Origin of the sequence: Enterobacter sp. T2 (assembly GCF_010692925.1) — a bacterium.
Classification (GTDB): Bacteria; Pseudomonadota; Gammaproteobacteria; order Enterobacterales; family Enterobacteriaceae; genus Enterobacter; species Enterobacter kobei.
The window spans coordinates 3,644,664-3,668,894 of sequence record NZ_CP048736.1 but is presented as its reverse complement, the minus strand read 5'-3'; the positions used below and the strand labels follow the sequence as shown (position 1 = coordinate 3,668,894).

The following is a 24,231-nucleotide window of genomic DNA, read 5'->3' as shown; positions in this document are numbered from 1 at the left end:
TTTCTCGTGGAGGGAAAACTCATCGCAACCAGTGAGGTTCGTCAACAGTTAGCCGCACACCTGTCGCGTCTCTGGCGCTATGGGCTGGTGTTGTCGCGCAACAGGGATATCGCCGAAGAGCTGGTTCAGTCCACCTGCGTGCGTGCGCTTGAAAAAAGCAGCCAGTATACGCCGGGCACACGCATCGACAGGTGGCTGTTCGCGATCCTGCACTCAATCTGGATCTCTGAACTTCGGGCGCGATACGTGCGTCAGGGGCAGGGATTTGTGGCCAGCGACGAACTCCTCGCGCCGGATACCCGCGAACAGGATGAGACGCGCCTGCATTATCTGAAGGTGATGCAGCGCGTTAACGCCTTGCCCGAAGCCCAGCGTAACGCGGTATTTTTGGTTTATGTCGAAGGCTTTACCTACCAGGAGGCGGCGGACACGCTGGCAGTGCCGATCGGTACCGTGATGAGCCGGCTGGCCACGGCACGGGCTCGGCTTGCCAGGTCCGCCGACGCACTGCCTCCGGTAAAGGAGAAACGTTCTTGAACGCGCACCGTTTTGCACCGCCCTATAACGACGACGCTATCGTGGCATGGATAGATGGCGAGATGTGCCGCGCCGACGCACAGCAATTTGAAGAGCATTTAAACAGTGACGAACGCCTCTCCGGGCGAACCGCCGAACTGATGAAAAGCAGCCAGGATTACGCCGGGGCGTTTGCCTCCCTGCTGGATGATGCGCCTCTTGAGACGATGCAGGCGCGTCTGACGGCGCTTCCTGACCCACGGCCCTCCACGCCGGTTGGCGTCAGCAGGCGGGCGCTGATTGCCGCGTCGGTCAGCTTTTTGATGGTCGGCTCCGGGCTGGGCTACCTGTTGCGGCCCGCTTCCGCGCCAGCGGATGAGAACGCCCATATTCGCGACCTCGAAGCGCAATATATGTCCCTGTACAGCGTCGAGACGCTGCTGGATATGGACAGCGCAGCGCCGGTCCTGCAGCGCGGGCTCGAACGGGCGGCGCAGGATATCGGCATGAAGCTAACTATGTCGCAGCTTATTGTGCGAGGGGCAGAGCTTAAAATGGTGCGCATGCTGCGCTATGAAACGACCTCTATCGCGCAGATTGCCTGGCTCAACGCCGACTACGGGCCAATGGCGCTCTGTATCTCGCCTGTCGATGAGAAGGCGACGGCCTCGCTCCGCCAGGAGCAGCGGCACAGCATGAACCTGGCGTGGTGGCAGGATGCGGGATATCAGTTTGTCCTGATTGGCCGCAATCCGCCGTCTCACCTGCGGGCAAACGCGGAGCAGCTACAGCGCCTCATCTCAGGATGACGGCACCTCGTTCGTCTTGATTGCAATGGCAATGGCTATACGATCGTCCACGACCAGCGCAAACTTATCCATCCCGTAAGAGGCGCGGGAGATCACCGTGGTGGCATCAAGCCGGGGGGCCTGCGCATGCGGGTCTTTCAACACGGCCTCCAGGATCACCGGCCGGGCAATGTTTCGTACGATCAGCGTGCCGAATACCCTGAACCGCCCGGCGCTCAGAGCGACCACGCGTGAGCTAATGAACTCGATGGTCGGGTAGCGCTCGGATTCAAAAAACATGTCGCTTTTCAGCTGCCAGGTGAGCAATTTGTTAGAAGCCATCAGAGTTGATACGGGAATGGTGACGTGAATATGGTCGTCGACGTCGTTATCCGGGTTGAGCGTCACGGCACCCGTCACGTCGCTGAACGTCGCCCAGGAGAGAATGCCGCCGAAGGCATGCCACGATAGCCGAATGGCGGTGTTATCGCTGTCGATAAGATAGCTTTTTGGGGCGGCGTACAGGGACGGGCATAACAGCAGGGCGGTCAGAATGGCTAAAAGGCGATACATAGTGGTTTCTCCGATAAACGCGCACTGCGTAAACGCCTGAGGGGCTAATTGTATTCGAAGAAATAAAAAAGGCCGCAAGCGCGGCCTTTTTTTGAGCGTAAAGATTACTCAGTGACTTTCTTTTCCAGCTCGCTGGCACCTTCTTTGGTTTTGTTCCAGCCTTTCTCAGCGCCTTCTTTAGTGGCATCCCACCCTTTCTCGGTGCCTTCTTTGGTTTTATGCCAGGCTTTCTGGGAATCTTCGCTGACCTTGCTGCCCAGGCTCTCGCTTTTACCTTCCGCAGCATGCTGCTGTTTCAGCTTCAGTTCTTCACCTTTGTTCTGCTCTTCGTGCAGTTTTTGCTTTGCCTCATTGGCGTTTGCGTTCGCTGCCGCGACGGTATCATCAGTTGCATGTGTGGTCGCAGCAAATACTGGGGAAGCCAGCAGAACGGCAGATAATGCGATAATTGTTTTTTTCATAATATCCTCATTTAACGTTTTCGGTTATGAGCGTGATTCAGCATGGCACAGGCGAAGCGGGATGGCTTTAGGAAAAAACTGTAATGAGATCAATGCATCCTGACGCGGGGTATTTTGCCTGAGGATTATCCAAAGGATAAAACGCCTATTTCTGCGAGGGCGGCGAGGGTCAGGAGAATGAAGATGATGACGGTTATGGGTCTGTACATGGTGGGGTTCCTTCCGGGCTGAGTTGCTAATCCGTAGCGCTGGGTGGTGTAGGTTATTTTCCACAGGAGATAGGGGAGAGTGTTGATGCTTGTCAATGCCAGAGGAGTACAACATAAACTACTGGCCGGTGGATACTGTGTGGATTCAATCTATACAGCAGTGAAGACAATAAACAGGTACAAAAAAGCCCGCAGGGCTTGCGCCGTGCGGGCTTTCAGGACTTCATCGGATGACTCTGGTAATCACCGATGGAGAATTTTGGTGGAGCTGGCGGGAGTTGAACCCGCGTCCGAAATTTCTACATCCTCGGTACTACATGCTTAGTTTGTCTTTACATTCGCACGCCAGCTGCGGACAGACACGCCACTAACGAACTAGCCTGATTAGTTTTAACGCTTCAACCCCAGGCAGGGCTTCCACGCGATCTCTTTTGGGTTTGACCTCTCTTTGATCCCCGTCTTAAGAGCGGAAGCTAGGGAGAGAGGGCTCAGAGCAGGTTATTAAGCTGCTAAAGCGTAGTTTTCGTCGTTTGCGACTATTTTTTTGCGGCTTTTAACGAGGCAAACCGCCCCTCGGCATGCACCTTGGGTTTCGCAAATCCCGTCGAATCCAGAATCAGCCCCAATAGTGTTGAACTGAGTATACCAGATTTTACTTCCTGGATACCAGCCCGGAACGCTAACTTATTGAATAGTACAATAAGTGTGCAGAATCAACGTCCTGCGTTTTTCATGATGCGCGCTTTATCAAGCTGCCACTCGCGCTCTTTCAGGTCAGTACGTTTGTCGTGCTGCTTTTTACCCTTCGCGACGCCAACCTTCACCTTGCACCAGGCGTTTTTCCAGTACAGCGACAGGGCGACCACGGTGAAACCTTCGCGGTTGATGCGTCCGTAGAGAGATTCTAGCTCACGCTTATTTAGCAGCAGCTTACGGGTGCGCGTTGGGTCACACACGTAGTGTGACGAGGCGACGGTCAGCGGCGTAAAGTTCGCGCCGAACAGGAAAGCTTCGCCATCTTTCAGGATCACGTAGCTGTCGCCGATATTGGCTTTCCCGGCGCGCAGCGATTTTACTTCCCAGCCCTGCAACGCAAGGCCAGCTTCGAATTCTTCTTCAATGAAATACTCGTGGCGCGCACGCTTGTTGAGCGCAATGGTCGCCGAGCCTGGTTTATGTGCTTTTTTCTTCGTCATAAGTGTCGTAAAGCCGTCGGTAATCTGATTTCAAAAAGTCACCTCATTGCGTCCTGTGAGGTCTAACGCGCTATCTTAGCACGAGATGAGGCTTAGCGTTTTTTTAACAGGTGATAAATGTTATTATTTGTCCGTTGTGTGACCATGGAAAATGCTATGCCTCAGATTAGCCGTACTGCGCTTGTGCCTTACAGCGCGGAACAGATGTATCAGTTAGTGAACGATGTTCAGTCTTATCCAGAATTTATTCCGGGGTGTACCGGAAGCCGCGTTCTGGAGTCTGGCCCGACGCAGATGACCGCGGCGGTGGATGTCTCCAAAGCGGGGATCAGCAAGACGTTCACCACCCGCAATACGCTGACCAGCAATCAGAGTATTTTGATGCATCTGGTCGATGGTCCGTTTAAAACGCTGATGGGGGGCTGGAAGTTTACCCCACTGAGCGCGGACGCCTGCCGTATTGAGTTCCATCTGGACTTTGAATTTACCAATAAGCTGATTGAGCTGGCGTTTGGCCGCATCTTTAAAGAGCTGGCCTCGAATATGGTTCAGGCGTTCACGACCCGCGCCAAAGAGGTTTACAGTGTCGCATAAGATTGCTGTGGAAGTGGTGTACGCGCTGCCAGAGAAACAGTATTTGCAGCGCGTGATGCTGGATGAGGGCGCGACCGTAGAAGCGGCTATCCGCGCGTCCGGCATCCTTGAGCTTCGCAGTGATATCGACCTGGCGAAAAATAAGGTCGGTATTTACAGCCGTCCGGTGAAGCTGGGTGACGTGCTGAAAGAGGGCGATCGGGTGGAGATTTATCGTCCGCTGATTGCCGACCCGAAAGAGCTGCGTCGCCAGCGTGCCGAGAAGGCGAGTAAGTAGCGCTTTCTCCCCCGGTGGCGCTGCGCTTACCGGGGCTACGACTCTGCGTAAGAATTCAGATACAAAAAAGGTGCTCATTGAGCACCTTTTTGCATTTCTGACGCCTGATTATTTTGTCAGGGCAGGTTTGTTGTCGATGTTGGTCAACACACCGGCGCTGCTGAAAGTCAGCGTCAGGGTCTGCTGGGTCACATCTTCGTGGCCTGGCTGCTGACGGAATACATAGAACCAGGTGTTAGTGCCGAACGGATCGGACATCATCGGGGTTCCCAGTGCATAAGCGACCTGCTGTTGTGTCATCCCCACACGGATTTTGGACACATCGTTAGGGGTAAGGTAGTTCCCCTGGTTGATGTCAGGACGGTAAACCACTTTCTCCAGAGTGGAACAGCCTGCGGTCAACATCAGAAGAACCGCTGCGGCAGCGGTCAGCATTTTACAACGCATAGTGATTTGATTCCTTTTCGGGCCCGAGCAGAACGCGGCTCATATGTAATATGCCGATGATAATAGACCTTGCCCCACTTTGAAACCGGTCTGGCGGCGTTTTTGTTGTTCTCTATGACCCTGAGATCCCGAAAAAGTTTATGCCGCCAGCAGTTCTTTCGCGTTCGCGAGCGTATTACGCGTGACTTCACTGCCGCCGAGCAGGCGTGCCAGCTCCTGCAGACGTGCACGTTTATCGAGCGGCATCATGTGCGTTTCCGTCATTTCGCCATCGGTTTCTTTGCTGACAATAAAGTGATGATGACCACAGCCCGCAACCTGCGGCAGGTGAGTGACGCACATCACCTGCGTTGATTCGCCTAACTGACGCAGCAGTTTGCCGACAACCGCCGCCGTTGGACCGCTGATCCCGACATCCACCTCATCGAAAATCAGCGCCGGGGTTTCCATTTTACGCGCGGTAATAACCTGAATCGCCAGCGCAATACGCGACAGCTCGCCGCCGGAGGCGACTTTGGAGATAGCCTGTAGCGGTTGGCCCGGGTTGGTGGTGACACGGAACTCAATGCGATCCGCACCTTCCGCCGTCAGGTGATGCTCTTCAAAGCGAACATCAATGGTGAATACACCGTGCGGCATTGCCAGGGTATGCATGCTGTCGGTGATGTGCTGGCTGAGTTCCTGAGCGTAATGCTGACGGATTTCATGCAGCTTTTGCGCTGTGGCCAGCGCCTGTTCATGATGCAGGTTCACCGCCAGAGAAAGGGTTTCCTGCGAGTCAGCCTGATCGTCAAGCTGCTGCTGCTCTTCCAGCAGAGCCTGATAGTAGCCCGGCAGCTCTTCCGGCGTAACATGGTGCTTACGCGCCAGGGCGATCTGACGGGAGATGCGCTGTTCCAGTTCAAACAGACGGTTCGGGTCGAGATCCAGACGCTCACAGTAGTGGCGCAGTTCGTCACTGGCTTCTGAGATTTGAATCGCGGCCTCTTCCAGCATATCCAGTACGCCAGAGAGTTTGCTGTCCATGCCAGCCAGCTCGGTGATCAGCTGACGAACGCTATAGAGCTGGCTCTGCAGGTTCGCGTCTTCGCCATCAGCGAGCATATTGAGCGCATTCTGGCTGGTTGAGAGCAGGTGGCCACTGTTGGCGAGGCGCTTGTACTCCTCGTCGATTTGCTCAAACTCACCCGCCTGGGGATTGAATTCGTTCAGCTCCTTAAGCTGGTACGCCAGCAGCTCCGCACGCGCGGCGCGCTCCTGGCTTTGCTGCTGATGCTGAGCCAGCTCCCGGCAGCTCTGATGCCACAGACGGTAGTGTTCTGCCATGAGCTGAGTAAGCGCGTACTCACCCGCATAGCCATCAAGCAATGCTTTCTGCTGTTCTGGTTTGACTAACTGCTGATGCGCGTGCTGACCGTGGATCTGAATAAGCAGCTGGCCGAGTTCGCGAAGCTGAGAGAGGGGGACCGCCGTGCCGTTGATAAAACCACGGGAACGGCCGTCGCTGCTGATCACGCGGCGAAGTAAACACTCACGCCCATCTTCAAGCTGGTTCTGTTCGAGCCAGCGCTGGGCGGCAGGCGTGTCTTTCAGGGAGAAGCGGGCGCACAGGTCGGCGCGGTTTGCGCCCCTGCGCACCATGTCTCCCTCGGCGCGGCCGCCAAGGCACAAGCCGAGGGCATCAATGGCAATGGATTTACCCGCACCGGTTTCCCCGGTGATCGCCGTCATGCCGCTGTGGAAATCGATCTCAAGCTCACGAACTATGGCAAAGTTGCTGATGGTCAGTTGTGCCAGCATAATTGTTTTCCTGTATGAAAAACCATGACTGTGTTTTCATACAGTATAAACTGGTTTTTTATACAGTAAAGTCCTGGATGTAAAATCAGAACAATTTTTTTGACCAGCCGAGCTTCGAGCTTAATGTGTTGAAATAGCTGTAATCTTTCGGGTGAATCAGGTTCAGGTGGTAATCGCATCGGCGAATGAGAACATCTTCACCTTCCTGGATCGGCAGCGCAATCTGGCTGTCGCAACTGATCTCCAGGTCGTTACGGCGGTGCGAGAAGCGCAGACGTATCGTGCTGTCACCGTTGATGACCAACGGGCGGGCGGAGAGCGTGTGCGGGAACATTGGCACCAGGGTAATGGCATCCAGCGAGGGGGTCAAAATGGGGCCTCCCGCAGAAAGTGAGTAGGCGGTTGAGCCGGTTGGAGTGGAGATAATCAGCCCGTCAGAGCGCTGCGAGAAGGCAAAGATTTCGTCGATATAGACTTCGAACTCAATCATATGCGCCACTTTACCGGGGTGAAGTACGACCTCGTTAATCGCGGTGCTGATGCGCTTCTGGCAGTCCTGCTGGCACACCTGCGCTTCCAGTAAGAAGCGCTTTTCGCTGATATAGTGACCTTCCAGCACGTCAGCCAGTTGCTGTTGCGCGTTGTCCGGGTCGAGATCGGTTAAAAAGCCGAGATTGCCTCGGTTGATGCCGATAACCTTGATATCATAGCGCGCCAGCGTGCGTGCGGCACCGAGCATGTTTCCGTCACCGCCCACCACCACGGCGAGATCGGCCTGTTGACCAATCTCTGCCAGCGTGCCGGTTTTGACGCTCTTGAGCTGCAGCTCCTGCGCAATCTGCTGCTCGACCATCACTTCATAGCCTTTGCTACACAACCAGCGATACAACATTTCATGTGTCGTCAATGCGGTAGGGTGACGCGGATGCCCGACGATCCCAATACACCTGAAATGATTATTCATTTTCTGGAGGTCCTTGTGCCTGATGAATGATGACAATCTCTCTTGTTCCCTTGAATCCAGGAAACTGATCCCCATAATAAGCGAAGTTAGCGAGATGAATGCAGAAAAACGCGGAGAAATTCATGAGTAGTAAAGAACAGAAAACGCCTGAGGGGCAAGCCCCTGAAGAAATTATCACGGAACAGCACGATGAAGTTGAGGCAGTAGAGCCAGACGCATCTGCTGAGCAGGTGGACCCGCGCGATGAAAAAATTGCGAATCTGGAAGCCCAACTGGTAGAAGCACAGAATCGCGAACGCGAAAGTGTTCTGCGCATTAAGGCGGAAATGGAAAACCTGCGTCGTCGTACCGAGCAGGACGTTGAGAAGGCGCATAAATTCGCGCTGGAGAAATTCGTCAACGAACTGCTGCCGGTGATTGATAGCCTCGATCGCGCCCTGGAAGTGGCTGATAAAGCGAACCCGGACAATGCGGCGATGATCGAAGGTATCGAACTGACGCTGAAATCCATGCTCGACGTGGTGCGTAAGTTTGGCGTGGAAGTGATTGCCGATACCAACGTTCCGCTGGATCCAAACGTCCACCAGGCGATTGCGATGGTCGAATCTGAAGAGATTGAAGCCGGTAAAGTGCTGGGCGTGATGCAGAAAGGGTATACCCTGAACGGCCGTACCATTCGCGCTGCGATGGTGACCGTGGCGAAAGCGAAAGCGTAATTTGCTACCTGTAGTGCCGGGTGGCGGCGTTCGCCTTACCCGGCCTACAATTTTATTCGGCAATACTTTCCCGAAGCGGCGTGACGGGCAGAACCTTCACCTGCTTAATCATATTATCCTGCACGTCCAGGATATCAATATCGTACTGCTCAATGCGCACCCGCGTGCCTGCCGCCGGGATCTCCTCCAGCGCTTCCAGAATCATCCCGTTAATCGTACGCGCTTCATCTTCCGGCAAATGCCAGTTAAAGGCTTTATTGAGTTCGCGAATGTTCGCGCTCCCGTCAATCAGCACTGAACCGTCGTTTTGCGGGGTGACCTCTTCCGCGAGGGAAGGCGACATTGACGTAGTAAAGTCGCCGACTATCTCTTCCAGAATATCTTCGACCGTCACCAGTCCCTGAATGTCGCCGTATTCATTGACGACCAGGCCGACTTTTTTCTTGTTGCGCTGGAATTTAACCAGCTGCGTGCTGAGCGGCGTTCCTTCCGGCACATAGTAAATTTCGTCGGCGGCGCGCAGCATAACCTCTTTGGTGAACTCTTTTTTCTCGGTCATCAGACGATACGCTTCACGCACGCGCAGCATGCTGATGGCGTCATCCAGCGAGTCGCGATAGAGCACGATGCGCCCGTGCGGGGAGTGCGTCAGCTGGCGGACGATGGCTTTCCAGTCGTCATTGATATCAATGCCGACGATTTCGTTCCGCGGCACCATGATGTCGTTCACGCTCACTTTTTCCAGATCCAGCACCGACAGGAGCATGTCCTGATTGCGCCGGGAAATCTGCGTGCGGGATTCGTGCACGATGGTGCGCAGTTCCTCTTTGCTGAGCGCGCTGCTGATGGTGACATCGGCTTTGATGCCCACCATGCGCATCAGTACGCGCGTCACCATATTCAGCAACCAGACCAGCGGCATCATCAGGATTTGCAGCGGCGCCAGCAGGAAGCTGCTCGGGTAGGCGACTTTCTCCGGGTAAAGCGCGGCGATGGTCTTAGGCAGCACTTCAGCAAACACCAGTACCACAAACGTCAGCACACCGGTGGCGATAGCGACCCCGGCGTTGCCGTACAGGCGCATACCGACGATGGTGCCCAGAGCAGAGGCAAGAATATTGACGAGGTTGTTACCGATGAGCACCAGGCTTATCAGTTGATCCGGCTTGCGGAGCAGTTTTTCAACGCGACGTGCGGCACGGTTACCCTGCTTGGCACGATGACGTAACCGGTAGCGGTTTAAGGTCATCATGCCGGTTTCCGAGCCGGAGAAATAGGCGGAGATGACCACCATGACGATCAGGATAACGATCAGCGTGGTGGTAGAGATGTGTTCCAGGGGGAACTCCTTTGTTTCTTAGCCAGCAAATTGCTGTATGAAGCGGCTGCCAAAATAGGCAAGGGTGAGAATGCCCGCCCCCGCGACGTTGAACCAGACCACGCGGCGACCGCGCCAGCCTTCATGATAATGGCCCCATAACAGGACAATATAGACAAACCACGCGATGATGGAGAGCACCGCTTTATCGATATTCTCCACGCTGAACAGGTTCTTCATGTAGAACAGGCCTGTGCAGAGCGTGAGCGTCAGCAGCACCACCCCGACCTGGGTGATGTGGAACATCTTACGCTCAATGACCATCAGCGGCGGCATTTCATGGTTAAACGCCAGCTTTTTGTTTTTCAACTGGTAGTCAATCCAGGCGAGCTGCATGGCGTAAAGCGCCGCGATGATTAACGTCGCGTAGGCAAACAGCGACAGGCCGATATGCACCAGCATCCCCGGCGTCGCTTCCAGATGCGTAATGAATTCATTGGGCATAAAGGTGGCTAAGGCCAGATTGATCAGCGCGAAGGTATAGACAATCGGTAGCAGCAGCCAGCCGCGATTTTTAGACGCCACGATGGTCATTACCGTACAGATCATCAAACTGACCAGCGAGCCGACGTTGAGGACGCTCAGGTTTTGCACGCTGCCGTCGCCGGGGATGATACGTGATTCCAGCGCAAACGCGTGGCTTATCAGTGCGATCACCGCGGAAAGAATAGCCATGCGCCGCCAGCCGCTGTTTTTTTGCAGCAGTCCGGGAACGATCAGCGCGAGGCTGACAGAGTAGGCAACAAGGGCGATCAGTGCGAAAACAGGCATATAGGCATCGACAGTTGTCTTAATAAGAAAGAGAAGCAGTATAACGTTACGTGACGCCTGCTCCAACCGTTGCATAACAACAAAGACGCCTTCATGTTATACTCCGGCAAAATTCTGTGTATGTGTCGCTCAATGCGGCCCAACGTTTCTACTCAGGCGAGAGACAATGTTTGATAATTTAACCGATCGTTTGTCGCGCACGCTGCGCAACATCAGCGGCCGCGGACGCCTTACTGAAGAGAACATCAAGGAAACGCTGCGCGAAGTGCGCATGGCGCTGCTGGAAGCAGACGTCGCGTTGCCGGTTGTTCGTGATTTTATCAACCGCGTTAAAGAGAAGGCGGTTGGTCATGAAGTTAACAAGAGCCTGACCCCGGGTCAGGAGTTCGTCAAAATCGTTCGTAACGAACTGGTTTCGGCGATGGGCGAAGAGAACCAGGTGCTTAACCTGGCGGCTCAGCCACCGGCCGTGGTGCTGATGGCGGGCCTGCAGGGGGCGGGTAAAACGACCAGCGTCGGTAAGCTGGGTAAATTCCTGCGTGAGAAGCACAAGAAAAAAGTGCTGGTGGTCTCTGCGGACGTCTATCGCCCGGCGGCGATCAAACAGCTGGAAACCCTGGCCGAGCAGGTTGGTGTGGATTTCTTCCCGTCAGACGTGGCCCAGAAGCCTGTCGACATCGTTAACGCCGCGCTGAAAGAGGCGAAGCTGAAATTCTACGACGTGCTGCTGGTGGATACCGCCGGTCGTCTGCACGTTGACGAAGCGATGATGGATGAGATCAAGCAGGTGCATGCCTCTATCAACCCGGTAGAGACCCTGTTTGTTGTCGACGCCATGACCGGTCAGGATGCGGCGAATACCGCGAAAGCGTTTAACGAAGCGCTGCCGTTAACCGGCGTGGTGCTGACCAAAGTGGACGGCGACGCCCGCGGCGGTGCGGCGCTCTCGATTCGCCATATCACCGGTAAGCCGATTAAATTCCTCGGCGTGGGCGAGAAAACCGAAGCGCTGGAGCCGTTCCACCCGGATCGTATTGCCTCACGTATCCTCGGCATGGGCGACGTGCTGTCGCTGATTGAAGATATCGAGAGTAAGGTTGACCGTGCGCAGGCGGAAAAACTCGCCAGCAAGCTGAAAAAAGGCGACGGTTTCGATCTGACCGACTTCCTTGAGCAGTTGCGCCAGATGAAAAACATGGGCGGCATGGCCAGCCTGATGGGCAAACTGCCGGGCATGGGGCAGATCCCAGACAACGTGAAAGCGCAGATGGATGACAAAGTGCTGGTGCGTATGGAGGCGATCATCAACTCGATGACGTTGAAAGAACGCGCTAACCCGGACATCATCAAAGGTTCCCGTAAACGCCGTATCGCAGCCGGTTGCGGCATGCAGGTGCAGGACGTTAACCGCCTTCTGAAACAGTTCGACGACATGCAGCGCATGATGAAGAAAATGAAGAAAGGCGGCATGGCGAAGATGATGCGCGGGATGAAAGGCATGATGCCACCCGGCTTTCCTGGGCGATAATCGCTTTTGAGATTGCTTTTTGCCCGAAAATGAGTAAAATTTTCGGGCTTTTAATATGACACCCGGGCTCCGTTCCTCGATGGGGCCCGGTTGTTTTATTCACACAAGAGGATGTTATGGTAACTATTCGTTTAGCTCGTCACGGCGCTAAAAAGCGTCCGTTCTACCAGGTTGTTGTCACTGACAGCCGTAATGCACGCAACGGTCGCTTCATCGAGCGCGTTGGTTTCTTCAACCCACTGGCCGCTGGCGCAGAAGAAGAAACTCGTCTGGATCTGGATCGTATCGCTCACTGGGTTGGCCAGGGCGCTACTGTTTCCGATCGCGTTGCTACGCTGATCAAAGCAGCAAACAAAGCAGCTTAATCTGTCACGGTGGTCATGATGAGCAATAAAGCACCTGTTGAACCGATCGTATTGGGAAAAATGGGTTCTTGCTACGGTATCCGTGGTTGGCTCAGAGTGTTTTCCTCCACTGAAGACGCTGATAGCATTTTTGATTACCAGCCCTGGTTTATCCAGAAAGCCGGTAAGTGGGAAGAGGTCGAGCTGGAAAGCTGGCGTCACCACAATCAGGACATCATCATCAAGCTGAAAGGCATTGACGATCGTGATGCCGCGAATGCGCTGACTAATTGTGAAATTGTCGTGGATTCGTCGCAGTTGCCGCAGCTGGAAGAGGGCGACTACTACTGGAAAGACCTTATGGGTTGCCAGGTAGTCACTACCGAAGGCTACAGCCTGGGAAAAGTCATCGATATGATGGAAACCGGGTCAAATGACGTTCTCGTCATTAAGGCAAACCTGAAAGATGCATTTGGCATCAAGGAGCGGTTGGTTCCGTTCCTCGATGGACAGGTTATCAAGAAAGTCGATCTCGCTACTCAAACCATTGAAGTAGATTGGGATCCTGGTTTTTAAATTCTCCGGATAAACGGTAAAAGACGGCGCTATGTGGATTGGCATAATTAGCCTGTTTCCTGAAATGTTCCGCGCGATTACCGATTACGGGGTAACTGGCCGGGCAGTAAAGAATGGCCTGCTGAGCATCCAGAGCTGGAGTCCTCGTGACTTCACGCATGACCGGCACCGTACCGTGGACGATCGTCCTTACGGCGGCGGACCGGGGATGTTGATGATGGTGCAACCCTTGCGGGATGCCATTCACACAGCAAAAGCCGCGGCAGGTGAAGGCGCAAAGGTGATTTATCTGTCACCTCAGGGACGCAAGCTTGATCAAGCGGGCGTGAGCGAACTGGCGACGAATCAAAAGCTGATTCTGGTCTGTGGTCGCTACGAAGGGATAGATGAGCGCGTAATTCAAACCGAGATTGACGAAGAATGGTCTATCGGCGATTACGTTCTCAGCGGTGGTGAGTTACCAGCGATGACGCTGATTGACTCCGTTGCCCGGTTCATTCCGGGTGTACTGGGCCATGAAGCTTCGGCAACGGAAGATTCCTTTGCCGATGGGTTGCTGGACTGCCCACACTATACTCGTCCTGAAGTGTTAGAAGGGATGGAAGTCCCGGCGGTGTTACTGTCTGGAAACCATGCCGAGATACGTCGCTGGCGTTTGAAGCAGTCGCTGGGCCGAACCTGGCTTAGAAGACCTGAACTTCTGGAAAACCTGGCTCTGACTGAAGAGCAAGCAAAGTTGCTGGCCGAGTTCAAAACTGAACACGCGAACCAGCAGCATGAACATGATGGGAAGGCGTAATACGCTCCCGAATATCAGTTTACCCAGGATAAGAGATTAAATTATGAGCAACATTATTAAGCAACTTGAACAAGAGCAGATGAAGCAGGACGTACCTTCCTTCCGTCCAGGTGACACCGTGGAAGTGAAAGTATGGGTTGTTGAAGGTTCCAAAAAACGTCTGCAGGCATTCGAGGGCGTGGTTATCGCTATTCGTAACCGCGGTCTGCACTCTGCATTCACTGTTCGTAAAATTTCCAACGGCGAAGGCGTTGAGCGTGTCTTCCAGACTCACTCTCCGGTAGTTGACAGCATTGCTGTTAAACGTCGTGGTGCTGTACGTAAAGCTAAACTGTACTACCTGCGTGAGCGTACTGGTAAGTCTGCTCGTATTAAAGAGCGTCTGAACTAAGATTCGCTTAAGCGACATCCTGTTAGAAAGGGCTGGCCGAAAGGCCGGCCCTTTTTTTATCGCATCGCACCTCTCGCATTAACCCTTTTGTCATAAATCATTTACAATGCTTGCCTCTTGAATGGAGGGAAAGTGGGCAACGTACTGCATCAGCACACCTGGAAACGCGCAGCGGCCTTGACCGCGCTGTTTGCGATCCTGCTGATCGTGATCGCGCCGCTTATCTCCGTCTCCTTGCAGAAAGATCCCATGAGTGCCATGCCGGGCATGCATCATGACATGAGCATGATGTCGATGGACGCGCATCATGGCGATACGCCGCATACGATGCCTGTCGACCATGCGGAAGCGTGCGGTTACTGCGTGCTGTTAGCGCATGTACCTGGCATGATGCTGGCGCTGATCGTCCTGCTCTGCGTGGTGCTGCAACGGCTTCGCCTTAAGCCGCCGCGTCAGGCGGTCAGCCACTGGCACTTTTTCCCCTGGCTTTACCCCGATACCCGCGCGCCGCCGCGGCAGTCTGCTTTCTCCCTTTAAAAAAATATCGATAACTTTTTGCCTTAAAAAGGAAAAGTATGACTACCTGCACACCGCGCGCGGCATGGGGAAACCTGCTGCGTCGCCTCCATTTCTACATCGGGCTGTTTGTTGGCCCGTTTATCTTCTTCGCTGCGTTAACCGGTACGCTGTATGTGGCGACGCCACAGCTGGAAAATGTCCTCTATCGGCACGCGCTCCACACCGATTCCGCGGGCGAGCCGCATCCGCTGGCGAACCAAATTGCCGTGGCGGAAAAAATCGTGGGTTCAGATTTGCGTTTGCACGCCGTTCGTCCGGGGTTGGTTGAAGGCGAAACCACCCGCGTGATGTTTGCTGACCCGACGCTGGGGCCATCGGAAAACCGGGCTATCTTTGTCGATCCGGTAAATCTGGCGGTGCTGGGGGATATGACGGTGTACGGCACCAGCGGGATTTTACCGCTGCGCCAGACCATTGATTATTTGCATACCTCTTTGATGCTGGGTGATATCGGGCGTCTCTATAGCGAACTGGCCGCGTCGTGGATGTGGGTTGCCGCATTGGGCGGTATTGCCCTGTGGTTTTATACCCGACCGAAACGGCGAATTAACAACCGCTTCCAGAACCGTCGTCGTGTGCATGTGGTATTAGGCTGGATCCTGCTGGGCGGAATGCTGTTGTTCTCCGCAACCGGCCTGACGTGGTCGCAGTGGGCGGGCGGAAACGTCGATAAACTCCGGGCACAAATGAACTGGCTTACGCCTCAGGTGAACACTACGCTTTCAGGTGCGCCTGCCATGATGGACGAACACGCGGAGCATCGCGGTCACCATGCTGGCATGATGATGCCTGAAATGGCGATGGATCTGACGCAATTTGATGGCGTATTAAGCGCGGCGCGTAAAGCGGGGATTGATGCCAGCAAGCTTGAGATCCGCCCGGCGAAAACGGCGGACCGTGCCTGGACCGTGACGGAAATCGATCGCAGCTGGCCAACTCAGGTGGATGCGGTTGCGGTTGATCCCGGTACGATGCAGGTTCTGGACAGAACCCGTTTTGAGGATTTCCCGCTAATGGCAAAACTGACCCGCTGGGGCGTAGATTTCCATATGGGGATTTTATTCGGGCTGGTGAATCAGCTGCTGCTCGTTGCCTTCGGGCTTGCCCTGTGCGTGCTTATCATCTGGGGGTACCGGATGTGGTGGATGCGTCGCCCGGCACAATCGACAGTCAATCCGGTACAAACGCTTTGTCAGTGCTGGCTGGCGCTGTCAGGATGGGGAAGAGGTGTTACGCTCATCATCAGCGTGCTACTGGGGCTGGCTTTGCCTGTTATGGGGATGAGTCTGGCGCTGTTTATTCTGATCGACTGGCTACGCTGGCGAGCGGCAACAGGCGTGTCGCTCGCCGAATCATCCGCTAAATAACCCTATGGCGTGCTGATAACCACTGATACCCGGCGGTTTTCAGCGCGCCCTTGCGCGGTACTGTTGCTCGCAATCGGGTATTTTTTGCCTAATCCCCGGGTGGTGAGATTCTCGCGCGGGATATTCGCTCCCTTCGCCCATGCGTCGGCAACGGCATTGGCACGTTTTAACGACAGCGCTTCGTTGTAACTTTCTTCGCCGTAATTATCCGTATGACCATCCATTCGAGCGTGATTCAGGCCGGTTTTCGCCAGACGAGCGGCCATGGATTGAATCTGTGTTTCACTTTCGGAACGGAGTCTGGCGTCATTTTTATCAAACAGAATGGTATCCGATAATCCCAGGGACCAGTCGCCGTTCAGTTCGTTAAAACCGTAGGACTTCATCGCTGCAATTTGTTCTGGCGTGAATTTACCTTCAGGCGGCGACTGACAGCCTGCCAGAACCAGTGAGGCCAGGACTAACGGCGCGAAGTATCGTTTTAACATAGTATATCCTTTCTAACTTATTGTTTTTGTACGCTGGTTTTTGACCTGGTACATATTGCGGTCGGCTTTTTCCAGTAATGCTTCAACGGACGCATTTTCCCACGCCAGAGCAAAGCCAATGCTGAGTGACATCGATGCTTTTTGTCCGTTATGCAGATCAAACGGACGGATAAACTGCTGTGATAACGCAGCACAAATGTGTTGAACTTCAAGCTCAGAATGAACGCCGTACAGCACCATGGCAAATTCGTCACCGCCAAGGCGATAGGACTGATGGCGCTTATCGCCAAATTCCACCATCCTGCTGGCGACTTCAATCAGCACGCAGTCTCCTGCCGCGTGTCCCCAGGTGTCATTGATAAACTTAAAATTATCACCATCAAGGAAGAGCAGGGCCGAATTTATTCTCGCCGAAGGGTCGTTCATCAGTGCCGCAATGCTGTTACGAAACGCTGCGCGGTTAGCAAGGCCGGTGAGCGGATCGTGCATGGCGGTACGCAATAGTTGGGCATTTTTCGCCTGAAGCTTAAGCTGCCACTCCTCCATCTCATCCAGGAGGCTGTTGAAGTCTTCACCAAACTGGTGAAATTCTTCGATACGCCCATCTTTCACCCGTCGGGAGAAATTACGGTTTGTGCGGACGTCATGCACCACATCGGTGATGTTTTGCAGGGCAGTGACCATGCCGTGATGCAGAGAGTGGGTAATGGCGATCGCGACGACAGTGGCAAAAAGAATACAGCCGGTAAGAACGGCAAACGACATCCAGATGAAGTGGCTAATCAGGCTGTCACGCGCGGTAAGGCGAATTTCGCCGATCATCGAACCGTTATGCATGATTGGCTGTGCAATCGGTACAGGGAAAAGCCAGCGGCTGACCAGCGCCCCCAGCGTGTCGTTATTATCCTTCGGATTCCAGGACCAGTATGCAAAACGCTTTTTGTGTACGTTAATGACTTCTGCTACGGCAAACTGCCCCTGCTTACCCAGGGCTGCGAGGGTTTCGTTGGCGGCCAACGAATCGTTGAAAACCAGAGAGGCTTCAAGACTGTGGCTCATGGTGGCGCCGGTTAATTCGAGATTCTTTTGCGCGTATTGTTTTAACGTCACGACGGAAGCAAAACAGAGTAACAGCCATATAAGCGTCATCGTGATGATGACGCTTATCATGCTGTTTCGCCTCAGCGTTCTTTTAAACGTTGGACGTGGCATCGAGGTGAAATCTTTATCCATGCTGCTTATTCCGTGCAAGCATTAATACATCGGGATTGACCCTGACACCACTGCGCGACAATGCATCCAGATTGACGGAAAACCGCACCTGGCCACGTTCGATTATCAGGCAAAAAGCACTGCCAATAACACATTCCGGATTTTGCTCTGAGATTAAAAGCAATGCTCTGCCCTGATATTGACTTATTAATTCAAGTTGTTTTGCCGGCGGTTCAGACCCGAAATAAACAGCATCGCACGTCGCGTCCAGGGCTTCCCGATCGTTACGGACAATAACGGGAGTGTAGGGTAACTCGGTATGCCCTTCATTGCCGCTGAGTGCGTGCGTGTAGTGAGAGGTGGCATAAATGCAAAGCCTGGGCTGTCCGGAAAGGGACGGCCATCGCGTATAGCTCACAATCCCCGAGACAATCGAACGTACCGATTTATCCGTCTCCGTGAGCGCGCCTGCCGTCGCCGGGCCCACCATAAGAAACAGCATTAACACCAGAGTGAGTCGGAACAAAGAGATCAAGTATGAATTTCTCACCAGAATCCGCCGTACCGCTCCGGAAATAGATGTCCTTAAGAGATGCGGGCAGAATACCATTGTTTGTCTGAGCCGTCATTATGTCAGAAATAGCCTTCGGCTGACCTAAGCTAAATCCTACAGTGGTTTATTTTCCAGGGGATAAACACAGACTTAATTAAGTCTGCTGGAACGCATACTTTCGTCCATTCCTTTTTGCCATGACGCACGGAGTTTCACAGCATTTTCAACACTATCACAACTGGCTGGATAAGATTTGCCCGCTAATCCCCAGGCATGAATAAAACCCTCTTCGCATACTTTCTTCTGACCATCAGCGTAGCCGCGGAGATATTCGCTACGATCAACATGAGGGTCATTAAAACTATCGGCCAGGGTCTGGTTATCTTTAACCGGCAAGCCATTCATGGCGTCTTCTTTTCCGGCACTGAACCAGTCCGGAGTCGTCCAGTGGGGCTGAAAAGTGTAAGGATTAATCTGGCAGCCCGATAAAAACAGCAACAACAGCACCAGAGCAATTGAGCGCATAGCGATTCTCCTTTTTTCTTCAGCATAGCCTGGCGGAAGAAAATCGGAGTGTAATTTAAAGTTTACGTATTTAACGGCTATTTTTTGCTTATAATTAGCTTCTGTAAATTAATATTTACGGATTTTGGATTGAAATCTTTACTTGTTGTGGTATCGTTGCTTCACCTCATCGAGGATAACAACTATCGCAAACGAGCATTACAGGATCGCCATCATGCAAAAAGACGCGCTGAACAACGTACATATCACTGACGAACAGGTTTTAATTACCCCGGAGCAACTGAAAGCTGCATTCCCGCTGAGTGCCGCGCAGGAGGCTCAAATTGAGCACTCTCGCCAGACCATTTCTGACATTATCGCGGGTCGCGATCCGCGCCTGCTGGTGGTCTGTGGTCCTTGCTCTATTCACGATCCTGAAACCGCCATTGAGTACGCTCAGCGATTTAAAGCATTAGCGGAGGAGGTCAGCGATAGCCTCTATCTGGTGATGCGCGTCTATTTTGAGAAGCCACGCACGACCGTGGGCTGGAAAGGGTTGATTAACGATCCGCACATGGATGGCTCGTTTGATGTGGAAGCAGGGCTGAAGATTGCGCGTCGCCTGCTGGTGGAACTGGTTAGCATGGGGCTGCCGCTGGCAACCGAAGCGCTTGATCCGAACAGCCCGCAATACCTGGGCGATCTGTTCAGCTGGTCTGCGATTGGTGCGCGGACGACGGAATCGCAAACCCACCGCGAGATGGCGTCTGGTCTGTCGATGCCGGTTGGTTTTAAAAACGGTACCGATGGCAGTCTGGCGACGGCGATCAACGCTATGCGCGCCGCCGCAATGCCGCACCGTTTTGTGGGTATCAACCAGGCGGGCCAGGTGTGCCTCCTGCAAACTCAGGGTAACCCGGACGGTCATGTGATCCTGCGAGGCGGTAAAGCGCCAAACTACAGCCCGGCAGATGTGGCGCAGTGTGAAAAAGAGATGGAGCAGGCGGGACTGCGCCCGGCACTGATGGTAGATTGCAGTCATGGTAATTCGAATAAAGATTATCGTCGCCAGCCCGCGGTTGCCGAATCCGTGGTCGCACAGATCAAAGACGGCAACCGTTCGATTATCGGTCTGATGATTGAGAGCAACATTCATGAAGGTAATCAGTCATCTGAACAACCGCGCAGTGCGATGAAGCACGGCGTCTCCGTGACGGATGCCTGCATCAGCTGGGAAACCACCGATGCGCTGCTGCGTGAGATCCATAAAGATTTAAATGGCCAGCTGGCGACGCGTCTGGCTTAAGAGGTTAGCTATGGTTGCTGAATTGACCGCATTACGCGATCAAATTGATGAAGTGGACAAGGCGCTGCTGGATCTGCTGGCGCGCCGTATGGCACTGGTTGCTGAAGTCGGTGAAGTAAAAAGTAAATACGGCCTGCCGATTTACGTTCCGGAGCGGGAAGCCTCAATGCTGGCTTCCCGTCGTAAAGAGGCCCAGTCGCTGGGTGTTTCGCCGGATTTGATTGAAGATGTGCTGCGTCGCGTAATGCGCGAATCCTATTCCAGCGAAAACGACAAAGGCTTCAAAACCCTCTGTCCGTCCCTGAGTCCGGTGGTGATTGTCGGCGGCGGCGGGCAGATGGGGCGTCTGTTTGAAAAAATGCTGACGCTTTCTGGCTACCAGGTGCGCATTCTGGAGAAAGAGGACTGGGCCCAGGCGCCAGAACTGATGAAAGACGCGGGAATGGTTATCGTCAGCGTGCCGATCCACGTGACGGAGCAGATCATCGGAAAACTTCCGCCTTTACCGCAGGATTGCATCCTGGTGGACCTTGCTTCTGTCAAAAATGGTCCGCTGCAGGCAATGCTGGCCGCGCATACGGGTCCGGTACTGGGTCTGCACCCGATGTTTGGCCCGGACAGCGGCAGCTTGGCGAAGCAAGTGGTGGTTTACTGCGACGGGCGTCAGCCGGAAGCCTATCAGTGGTTCCTCGAACAGATTCAGGTATGGGGCGCACGACTGCACCGTATCAGCGCGGTTGAGCACGATCAGAACATGGCGTTTATTCAGGCACTGCGCCACTTTGCGACCTTTGCCTACGGTCTGCATCTGGCGGAAGAGAACGTGCAGCTTGAACAGCTGCTGGCGCTCTCATCACCGATCTATCGTCTGGAACTGGCGATGGTTGGACGTCTGTTTGCGCAGGATCCCCAGCTTTACGCCGACATTATTATGTCGTCCGAAAATAATCTGGCACTGATCAAACGTTACTATCAGCGCTTTGGCGAAGCCATTACGCTGCTGGAGCATGGCGACAAGCAGGCGTTTATCGACAGTTTCCGTAAAGTGGAGCATTGGTTCGGTGATTACGCCACGCGTTTCCAGAGCGAGAGCCGCACGCTGTTGCGCCAGGCAAATGACAGTCGCCAGTAATCCGATGATGTATATACTGAAAGCCAGCATTGCTGGCTTTTTTCATTTTGGGGAACTGTCATGGCTGAACCGCAGCTGCTGTTGAATTACACCGGGCACCTGCCTGAGTGTCCGACATGGAGCGCTGAAGAGCATGCGCTCTACTGGGCCGATATCCTGGAAGGCGAAATCCACCGATATCATCTGCCAACGGCAGAACACACCGTGCTCTCTTTCCATGAGGAAGTGGGCTGTTTTGCGTTGCGTGAACGCGGCGGGTTTATCGTGGCCATGCGCAATGGCATCTGGCTTGCCGATAAGCATGGCCTCCTGCAGCGTAAGGTGTGCGATAACCCCTCTAACCCACAGCTGGCGCGTTTTAATGATGGGGGAACCGACAGTATGGGGCGTTTCTATGCGGGGACGTTCTGGGGGCCGGGGGATTACAACGGCGCGTTGCTGATGCGTATCGACAACGATCTGACACCGAAAGTAATCCAGTGTGATATTCACGGGCATAACGGCTTGGCGTTTAGTCCGGATAAGCGGTGGATGTATACCTCCGATACGCCCAATGGGGTGATCTATCGCACTCCGGTTGATGAGCAGGGTGAACCCGGCAGACGCGAGATCTTTCGTCAGTTTAAAGAGGGCGAAGGGATACCGGACGGCGCGGCAGTCGATGTGGAAGGCTGCTACTGGAGCGCACTGTTTGACGGCTGGCGTATCGCGCGTTTTTCACCGCAAGGGGAGCAGCTGGAAGAGTATCGCTTGCCTGTACGTTGCCCGACGATGGTCTGCTTTGGCGGCGATGATATGAAAACGCTGTTCATTACGACCACGCGGGAAAATATGGATGCAGAAGAGGTGGCTGAGTATCCGCTCTCCGGCGCCATCTTCACCCTGCCCGTAAATGTGGCAGGGATGAAGAAAAGTCGCTTTATCGAACGTTAGCTTGGATCGACAGGCACGACGTTTTCGCTCGGATAGCAGCCCAGCACTTTCATGGAACGGGTAATCTCACCCAGTTCACGCAGGGCCTTCTGCATGGAGGCAGACTCCAGGTTGGCCTGGATATCGAGATAAAACATCTCTTCCCACGGGTTACCGTGAATTGGACGCGATTCCAGTTTGGTCATGATCAGGTTGTGGTTGCGCAGCACCAGCAGGGCTTCAACCAGTGCACCCGCCTGTTGTCCGGTCGCCATCAGCAGCGTGGTTTTCGCTGGCACCTGGTCTGACACATTGATGGACTTGCGCGCCAGCACCACGAAACGGGTAATATTTTGCGTCTGGTTTGCCAGGTTGCGCTCCAGCACCTGTAAGCCATACAACGCGCCACCCGCCTCGCTACCGAGTGCAGCGACGGCTGGCGAGTTAGCCTGCGCCACTTTTTCCATTGCCGCGGAGGTGCTTTCGGTGTACTCGATTTTCCAGTTCGGATAGCGGTTCAGGAACTGGCTGCACTGCTGGAACGGCTGGGGATGACTGTAGACGGTTTCTATCTTGCTCAGATCGGTTGAGCCGGAAACCAGCACGCAGTGATCGATAGGGATCGTCAGCTCGCCAACCAGCGACAGGCTGGTGTGCTGCAGCAAATCGTAAACGTCGTTGATGGCACCCGAACTGGTGTTTTCAATGGGCACGACGGCGTAATCCGCCTGGCCGGTCTCGACCTGGTTAAAGATATCGGCAAATTTTGCGCAGCCGCTCTCAATAAATTCTTCGAAATGGCGAGCGGCATACTGACGTGCGGCCAGGTGAGAGTAAGAGCCTTTCGGGCCGAGGAAGGCGATACGCGCAGAATGCGGGTTAGTTTTGTTCAGATGCTGCTGGAGCAGCGCTTGCTGAGTGAGAACGGAGTCTTCAATGATGAGCTGGAACAACCGGGTGATGTAATGGGCATCGAGGTGGTGCGCTTTGCCGAGCTGGATCAGACGTTCCAGCAGATCGCGTTCGCGGTCAATATCACGTACCGGACGATGGGAGTCCAGCTTGGCTTTCCCCACTTCAACGGCGAGCATGCGACGTTCGGCCAGCAGTGCCAGTAATTTCTCATCCAGCGCGCTGATTTTTACGCGCAGGTCCAGTAACGGGTTTTCCGGTGTCATAGTGTCGCCTGTCTCATTTTATCGTTATCAATAAAAAAGGCCCCCCGGTGTGGGAGGCCTTGTTGTTCGTCTTCGCATTCTTTATCACACGACGAAACGCCTCCCGGTCAGGGGAAGGTAAAAAAGAATGCGAAGAAGAACGGCGTAAGTTTCATAACATCATCCTGTGATTGATATCGTTAAAGTACCTGTACTGTTTTCACCCTGTCAATAAAAAACGCGCCCGAAGGCGCGTTGGCGGTACACTCAATTTAAAGGATTACTCTTCTTCAACTTCTTCCGCGAAGCTGGCGTCTTTCACCGAGGATGCGGCGCGACGGGCTTCACCTTTGTGTTGCACTTTATTGAGCTGCCGTTCCAGCTTGTTGATCAAATCGTTAATAGCCGTGTACATATCTTCATGTTTTGCGCTGGCGACCAGATGGCCGTTTGGAGTATTGATAGTTGCGTCAGCGATGAAACCCTGTGGCTCCTTAGACAGAATGATATGCGGGTTAATCAGGTGAGTTTGCCATTTATCCAGTTTGGCGAGACGGTCTGCGACGTGCTGGCGAATTGCCGGAGTAATTTCCATTTGTTTACTGGTAATGTTCATTGTCATAAATTTTACCTCTTGTCTTTCCGTCTTGGTGATTCCAGCATACCCGACCTAATGTCAAAATGTGTGATTTA

Annotated in this window: 30 protein-coding genes, 1 other RNA gene and 1 other annotated feature; of the genes, 15 read left to right on the top strand and 16 right to left on the bottom strand. The window is 53.9% G+C overall.

From position 1 onward, the window contains the following. Positions 1-6: 6 nt before the first annotated feature. Entirely contained in the window at positions 7-537 is a 531-nt protein-coding gene (locus G0034_RS17615) for a sigma-70 family RNA polymerase sigma factor (RefSeq protein WP_048996643.1), read from the top strand. Beyond that, positions 534-1,325: an anti-sigma factor family protein gene (locus G0034_RS17610; protein ID WP_032635750.1), complete on the top strand. Its 792-nt coding sequence runs from the start codon at positions 534-536 to the stop codon at positions 1,323-1,325. The genes G0034_RS17615 and G0034_RS17610 overlap by 4 nt, the downstream gene beginning before the upstream one ends. Here G0034_RS17610 and G0034_RS17605 read toward each other — a convergent pair. The 4 genes from G0034_RS17605 to smpB all read right to left on the bottom strand — a co-directional run bounded on the left by G0034_RS17605 (position 1,317) and on the right by smpB (position 3,743). Continuing rightward, positions 1,317-1,877, bottom strand: a complete 561-nt coding sequence (locus G0034_RS17605) for a YceI family protein (protein ID WP_179121144.1) — start codon at positions 1,875-1,877, stop codon at positions 1,317-1,319. The two genes, G0034_RS17610 and G0034_RS17605, sit on opposite strands and share 9 nt — an antisense overlap. Positions 1,878-1,981: 104 nt before the next feature. Beyond that, positions 1,982-2,338 carry a KPN_00521 family repetitive protein gene (locus tag G0034_RS17600; RefSeq protein ID WP_014884928.1) on the bottom strand — a complete coding sequence of 119 codons (357 nt, stop codon included), beginning with the start codon at positions 2,336-2,338 and terminating at the stop codon, positions 1,982-1,984. 469 nt (positions 2,339-2,807) lie between these two features. Further along, positions 2,808-3,171, bottom strand: a transfer-messenger RNA (tmRNA) gene (gene ssrA / locus G0034_RS17595). Between the two features lie 89 nt (positions 3,172-3,260). Further along, positions 3,261-3,743, bottom strand: a complete 483-nt coding sequence (gene smpB, locus G0034_RS17590) for an SsrA-binding protein SmpB (RefSeq protein ID WP_008502505.1) — start codon at positions 3,741-3,743, stop codon at positions 3,261-3,263. Positions 3,744-3,899: 156 nt separating this feature from the next. Here smpB and G0034_RS17585 point away from each other — a divergent pair, with 156 nt between their 5' ends. Then, on the top strand, positions 3,900-4,337 hold the full coding sequence (locus G0034_RS17585) for a type II toxin-antitoxin system RatA family toxin (protein WP_014832955.1): 438 nt from the start codon (positions 3,900-3,902) through the stop codon (positions 4,335-4,337). Next, positions 4,327-4,614 (top strand): RnfH family protein, encoded by a 288-nt coding sequence (locus G0034_RS17580; RefSeq protein WP_023331115.1) that lies wholly within the window; start codon positions 4,327-4,329, stop codon positions 4,612-4,614. Before G0034_RS17585 ends, G0034_RS17580 begins: the two co-directional genes overlap by 11 nt. A gap of 108 nt (positions 4,615-4,722) precedes the next feature. Here the strand turns inward: G0034_RS17580 and bamE are convergent, their stop codons facing one another. From bamE to nadK, 3 genes are all read right to left on the bottom strand, one after another. Next, positions 4,723-5,061 carry an outer membrane protein assembly factor BamE gene (gene bamE / locus G0034_RS17575; protein WP_014884883.1) on the bottom strand — a complete coding sequence of 113 codons (339 nt, stop codon included), beginning with the start codon at positions 5,059-5,061 and terminating at the stop codon, positions 4,723-4,725. Between the two features lie 138 nt (positions 5,062-5,199). After that, positions 5,200-6,861, bottom strand: a complete 1,662-nt coding sequence (gene recN / locus G0034_RS17570; protein WP_014884882.1) for a DNA repair protein RecN — start codon at positions 6,859-6,861, stop codon at positions 5,200-5,202. Positions 6,862-6,946: 85 nt separating this feature from the next. After that, the gene (gene nadK, locus G0034_RS17565; protein WP_008502500.1) at positions 6,947-7,825 is read right to left on the bottom strand and encodes an NAD(+) kinase; all 879 of its coding nucleotides are present in this window, start codon (positions 7,823-7,825) and stop codon (positions 6,947-6,949) included. A gap of 122 nt (positions 7,826-7,947) precedes the next feature. Here nadK and grpE point away from each other — a divergent pair, with 122 nt between their 5' ends. Beyond that, complete coding sequence (gene grpE, locus G0034_RS17560) at positions 7,948-8,541, top strand: nucleotide exchange factor GrpE (RefSeq protein WP_014884881.1); 594 nt, start codon at positions 7,948-7,950, stop codon at positions 8,539-8,541. A gap of 52 nt (positions 8,542-8,593) precedes the next feature. Here the strand turns inward: grpE and G0034_RS17555 are convergent, their stop codons facing one another. Both G0034_RS17555 and G0034_RS17550 read right to left on the bottom strand, forming a co-directional pair. Continuing rightward, positions 8,594-9,880: an HlyC/CorC family transporter gene (locus G0034_RS17555; protein WP_032629440.1), complete on the bottom strand. Its 1,287-nt coding sequence runs from the start codon at positions 9,878-9,880 to the stop codon at positions 8,594-8,596. A gap of 18 nt (positions 9,881-9,898) precedes the next feature. Further along, on the bottom strand, positions 9,899-10,690 hold the full coding sequence (locus tag G0034_RS17550) for a cytochrome C assembly family protein (RefSeq protein WP_014884879.1): 792 nt from the start codon (positions 10,688-10,690) through the stop codon (positions 9,899-9,901). 166 nt (positions 10,691-10,856) lie between these two features. Between G0034_RS17550 and ffh the strand changes: the two genes are divergently transcribed. The 7 genes from ffh to G0034_RS17515 all read left to right on the top strand — a co-directional run bounded on the left by ffh (position 10,857) and on the right by G0034_RS17515 (position 16,274). Continuing rightward, positions 10,857-12,218: a signal recognition particle protein gene (ffh, locus tag G0034_RS17545; RefSeq protein WP_014884878.1), complete on the top strand. Its 1,362-nt coding sequence runs from the start codon at positions 10,857-10,859 to the stop codon at positions 12,216-12,218. Positions 12,219-12,334: 116 nt separating this feature from the next. Then, a complete protein-coding gene (gene rpsP, locus G0034_RS17540; RefSeq protein WP_003863133.1) occupies positions 12,335-12,583 on the top strand; it encodes a 30S ribosomal protein S16 in 249 nt (82 codons plus the stop codon). 15 nt (positions 12,584-12,598) lie between these two features. Beyond that, a complete protein-coding gene (gene rimM, locus G0034_RS17535) occupies positions 12,599-13,138 on the top strand; it encodes a ribosome maturation factor RimM (protein ID WP_028014127.1) in 540 nt (179 codons plus the stop codon). A gap of 31 nt (positions 13,139-13,169) precedes the next feature. Continuing rightward, the gene (trmD, locus tag G0034_RS17530; RefSeq protein ID WP_014884877.1) at positions 13,170-13,937 is read left to right on the top strand and encodes a tRNA (guanosine(37)-N1)-methyltransferase TrmD; all 768 of its coding nucleotides are present in this window, start codon (positions 13,170-13,172) and stop codon (positions 13,935-13,937) included. Between the two features lie 43 nt (positions 13,938-13,980). Beyond that, positions 13,981-14,328 (top strand): 50S ribosomal protein L19, encoded by a 348-nt coding sequence (rplS, locus tag G0034_RS17525; protein ID WP_002914145.1) that lies wholly within the window; start codon positions 13,981-13,983, stop codon positions 14,326-14,328. Between the two features lie 132 nt (positions 14,329-14,460). Continuing rightward, positions 14,461-14,865 (top strand): DUF2946 domain-containing protein, encoded by a 405-nt coding sequence (locus G0034_RS17520; RefSeq protein WP_014884876.1) that lies wholly within the window; start codon positions 14,461-14,463, stop codon positions 14,863-14,865. Positions 14,866-14,903: 38 nt separating this feature from the next. Beyond that, positions 14,904-16,274 (top strand): PepSY-associated TM helix domain-containing protein, encoded by a 1,371-nt coding sequence (locus G0034_RS17515; RefSeq protein ID WP_179121143.1) that lies wholly within the window; start codon positions 14,904-14,906, stop codon positions 16,272-16,274. A gap of 2 nt (positions 16,275-16,276) precedes the next feature. Here the strand turns inward: G0034_RS17515 and G0034_RS17510 are convergent, their stop codons facing one another. The 4 genes from G0034_RS17510 to G0034_RS17495 all read right to left on the bottom strand — a co-directional run bounded on the left by G0034_RS17510 (position 16,277) and on the right by G0034_RS17495 (position 19,052). After that, on the bottom strand, positions 16,277-16,762 hold the full coding sequence (locus tag G0034_RS17510) for an OmpA family protein (RefSeq protein WP_014884874.1): 486 nt from the start codon (positions 16,760-16,762) through the stop codon (positions 16,277-16,279). A 12-nt stretch (positions 16,763-16,774) separates the two neighbouring features. After that, the gene (gene dgcN, locus G0034_RS17505; protein ID WP_063862288.1) at positions 16,775-17,995 is read right to left on the bottom strand and encodes a diguanylate cyclase DgcN/YfiN; all 1,221 of its coding nucleotides are present in this window, start codon (positions 17,993-17,995) and stop codon (positions 16,775-16,777) included. Beyond that, a complete protein-coding gene (yfiR, locus tag G0034_RS17500) occupies positions 17,988-18,476 on the bottom strand; it encodes a regulatory sequestration protein YfiR (protein ID WP_072093817.1) in 489 nt (162 codons plus the stop codon). The genes dgcN and yfiR overlap by 8 nt, the downstream gene beginning before the upstream one ends. 201 nt (positions 18,477-18,677) lie before the next feature. Then, the gene (locus G0034_RS17495; protein WP_014884871.1) at positions 18,678-19,052 is read right to left on the bottom strand and encodes a DUF2799 domain-containing protein; all 375 of its coding nucleotides are present in this window, start codon (positions 19,050-19,052) and stop codon (positions 18,678-18,680) included. Positions 19,053-19,266: 214 nt separating this feature from the next. On the opposite strand from G0034_RS17495, the gene aroF reads away from it, so the two are divergent. The 3 genes from aroF to G0034_RS17480 are packed head-to-tail and all read left to right on the top strand — an operon-like array spanning position 19,267 to position 22,402. Further along, entirely contained in the window at positions 19,267-20,337 is a 1,071-nt protein-coding gene (aroF, locus tag G0034_RS17490; RefSeq protein ID WP_100124639.1) for a 3-deoxy-7-phosphoheptulonate synthase AroF, read from the top strand. A gap of 10 nt (positions 20,338-20,347) precedes the next feature. After that, the gene (gene tyrA, locus G0034_RS17485) at positions 20,348-21,469 is read left to right on the top strand and encodes a bifunctional chorismate mutase/prephenate dehydrogenase (RefSeq protein WP_179121142.1); all 1,122 of its coding nucleotides are present in this window, start codon (positions 20,348-20,350) and stop codon (positions 21,467-21,469) included. Positions 21,470-21,529: 60 nt separating this feature from the next. Next, positions 21,530-22,402: an SMP-30/gluconolactonase/LRE family protein gene (locus G0034_RS17480; RefSeq protein WP_023331107.1), complete on the top strand. Its 873-nt coding sequence runs from the start codon at positions 21,530-21,532 to the stop codon at positions 22,400-22,402. Here the strand turns inward: G0034_RS17480 and pheA are convergent. From pheA to raiA, 3 genes are all read right to left on the bottom strand, one after another. Then, positions 22,399-23,559: a bifunctional chorismate mutase/prephenate dehydratase gene (gene pheA / locus G0034_RS17475; RefSeq protein ID WP_023331106.1), complete on the bottom strand. Its 1,161-nt coding sequence runs from the start codon at positions 23,557-23,559 to the stop codon at positions 22,399-22,401. The two genes, G0034_RS17480 and pheA, sit on opposite strands and share 4 nt — an antisense overlap. A gap of 30 nt (positions 23,560-23,589) precedes the next feature. Next, positions 23,590-23,715, bottom strand: a sequence feature (Phe leader region). Next, positions 23,667-23,714 carry a pheA operon leader peptide PheL gene (gene pheL / locus G0034_RS17470; RefSeq protein WP_100249759.1) on the bottom strand — a complete coding sequence of 16 codons (48 nt, stop codon included), beginning with the start codon at positions 23,712-23,714 and terminating at the stop codon, positions 23,667-23,669. (Overlaps the previous feature by 48 nt.) Positions 23,716-23,818: 103 nt before the next feature. After that, a complete protein-coding gene (raiA, locus tag G0034_RS17465; RefSeq protein WP_014884866.1) occupies positions 23,819-24,160 on the bottom strand; it encodes a ribosome-associated translation inhibitor RaiA in 342 nt (113 codons plus the stop codon). Positions 24,161-24,231 lie beyond the last annotated feature (71 nt).

Excerpts from the sequence above, each read along its gene's own strand:
- G0034_RS17605 (WP_179121144.1), bottom strand. The coding sequence starts at position 1,877 with ATGTATCGCCTTTTAGCCATTCTGACCGCCCTGCTGTTATGCCCGTCC.
- G0034_RS17600 (WP_014884928.1), bottom strand. The coding sequence starts at position 2,338 with ATGAAAAAAACAATTATCGCATTATCTGCCGTTCTGCTGGCTTCCCCA.
- smpB (WP_008502505.1), bottom strand. The coding sequence starts at position 3,743 with ATGACGAAGAAAAAAGCACATAAACCAGGCTCGGCGACCATTGCGCTC.
- G0034_RS17585 (WP_014832955.1), top strand. The coding sequence starts at position 3,900 with ATGCCTCAGATTAGCCGTACTGCGCTTGTGCCTTACAGCGCGGAACAG.
- bamE (WP_014884883.1), bottom strand. The coding sequence starts at position 5,061 with ATGCGTTGTAAAATGCTGACCGCTGCCGCAGCGGTTCTTCTGATGTTG.
- recN (WP_014884882.1), bottom strand. The coding sequence starts at position 6,861 with ATGCTGGCACAACTGACCATCAGCAACTTTGCCATAGTTCGTGAGCTT.
- nadK (WP_008502500.1), bottom strand. The coding sequence starts at position 7,825 with ATGAATAATCATTTCAGGTGTATTGGGATCGTCGGGCATCCGCGTCAC.
- grpE (WP_014884881.1), top strand. The coding sequence starts at position 7,948 with ATGAGTAGTAAAGAACAGAAAACGCCTGAGGGGCAAGCCCCTGAAGAA.
- G0034_RS17550 (WP_014884879.1), bottom strand. The coding sequence starts at position 10,690 with ATGCCTGTTTTCGCACTGATCGCCCTTGTTGCCTACTCTGTCAGCCTC.
- ffh (WP_014884878.1), top strand. The coding sequence starts at position 10,857 with ATGTTTGATAATTTAACCGATCGTTTGTCGCGCACGCTGCGCAACATC.
- rpsP (WP_003863133.1), top strand. The coding sequence starts at position 12,335 with ATGGTAACTATTCGTTTAGCTCGTCACGGCGCTAAAAAGCGTCCGTTC.
- rimM (WP_028014127.1), top strand. The coding sequence starts at position 12,599 with ATGATGAGCAATAAAGCACCTGTTGAACCGATCGTATTGGGAAAAATG.
- trmD (WP_014884877.1), top strand. The coding sequence starts at position 13,170 with ATGTGGATTGGCATAATTAGCCTGTTTCCTGAAATGTTCCGCGCGATT.
- rplS (WP_002914145.1), top strand. The coding sequence starts at position 13,981 with ATGAGCAACATTATTAAGCAACTTGAACAAGAGCAGATGAAGCAGGAC.
- G0034_RS17515 (WP_179121143.1), top strand. The coding sequence starts at position 14,904 with ATGACTACCTGCACACCGCGCGCGGCATGGGGAAACCTGCTGCGTCGC.
- G0034_RS17510 (WP_014884874.1), bottom strand. The coding sequence starts at position 16,762 with ATGTTAAAACGATACTTCGCGCCGTTAGTCCTGGCCTCACTGGTTCTG.
- dgcN (WP_063862288.1), bottom strand. The coding sequence starts at position 17,995 with ATGGATAAAGATTTCACCTCGATGCCACGTCCAACGTTTAAAAGAACG.
- yfiR (WP_072093817.1), bottom strand. The coding sequence starts at position 18,476 with ATGCTGTTTCTTATGGTGGGCCCGGCGACGGCAGGCGCGCTCACGGAG.
- G0034_RS17495 (WP_014884871.1), bottom strand. The coding sequence starts at position 19,052 with ATGCGCTCAATTGCTCTGGTGCTGTTGTTGCTGTTTTTATCGGGCTGC.
- aroF (WP_100124639.1), top strand. The coding sequence starts at position 19,267 with ATGCAAAAAGACGCGCTGAACAACGTACATATCACTGACGAACAGGTT.
- tyrA (WP_179121142.1), top strand. The coding sequence starts at position 20,348 with ATGGTTGCTGAATTGACCGCATTACGCGATCAAATTGATGAAGTGGAC.
- G0034_RS17480 (WP_023331107.1), top strand. The coding sequence starts at position 21,530 with ATGGCTGAACCGCAGCTGCTGTTGAATTACACCGGGCACCTGCCTGAG.
- pheA (WP_023331106.1), bottom strand. The coding sequence starts at position 23,559 with ATGACACCGGAAAACCCGTTACTGGACCTGCGCGTAAAAATCAGCGCG.
- raiA (WP_014884866.1), bottom strand. The coding sequence starts at position 24,160 with ATGACAATGAACATTACCAGTAAACAAATGGAAATTACTCCGGCAATT.